Origin of the sequence: Iodidimonas gelatinilytica, assembly GCF_008579125.1 — a bacterium.
Lineage (GTDB): Bacteria > Pseudomonadota > Alphaproteobacteria > Sphingomonadales > Rhodothalassiaceae > Iodidimonas > Iodidimonas muriae.
The window spans coordinates 1-919 of the sequence record NZ_BKCL01000030.1; the positions used below are offsets into that span (position 1 = coordinate 1).

Here is a 919-nt window from a genome sequence, read left to right on the forward strand (position 1 = left end):
CCATCAGGTGCTCGACGATTCGGGCACTGGCTTTGCCGTCGCCGAACAATCTGCGCAGCCGCGCCATGCCTGCATAATGCGTTGGGTGATCCAACAAGCGATTGGCCTCCGTCAAAATGCGTTCTTCCGATTGCCCCACAAGGATTGCCGCGCCGGCATCTACCGCTTCTTGCCGTTCCGTGACATCGCGCAGCACAAGGATCGGCTTGCCCAATGCGGGGGCTTCTTCTTGCAGGCCGCCGCTGTCCGAGATCATAAAATGGCAGGTACGCAACAGGCAGACCGTTGCCGCATAATCCAAAGGCGGTACCAGAGATATACCGGTTTTCCCATATAAGGCCTTATGTAAAGGGGTGTGCACCTGCGGAGAAGGGTGGGTGGGCAAGACAATCTCTACATCGCCCCGTGCAGCAAGGCGTACCAAGGCCCGCGCCAAGCCTTGCATGCGCTCCACCCGTTGTTCTCGTCGGTGGCAGGTGACAAAAATCAACCGCTTGTCCGGCCGGGAAAGTGGCAATCGCGCCTGTGTCCGGGTTAAAAGATCCGTATCCTGATCCAGCCGCCCACACATTTTATGCAAAGCATCAATGCCACTATTGCCGCTGATCAGAATGTTCTTCCGGTCGATGCCTTCCCGCTCCAAACTCAAGGCTGCCGCCGCCGTTGGCGCCGCGTGAAGCGTTGCGATGGGGGAAATCATGCGCCGATGAGCTTCTTCTGGCCAAGGGTTGAGCGGATCGTGGCTGCGCAAGCCGCTTTCCACATGCAGAACGGGAACAGCCGCATAAAATCCGGCCAATGCTGCCGCAAAGGCGCTGCTGGTATCGCCTTGCACCACCAGCCAATCGGGCTGTTCCGCATCCAGCACATTTGACAGCCCGTCAAGAATGGCCGCAGTGAGCGCGGCAAGGCTTTGTTC

General features: G+C 58.5%; 1 protein-coding gene. It reads right to left on the reverse strand.

Translation table 11 applies throughout. The annotated features are described in order from the left end of the window. The coding region (wecB, locus tag JCM17844_RS13850; protein WP_150001485.1) for a non-hydrolyzing UDP-N-acetylglucosamine 2-epimerase at positions 1 to 919 on the reverse strand (919 nt) is incomplete at both ends.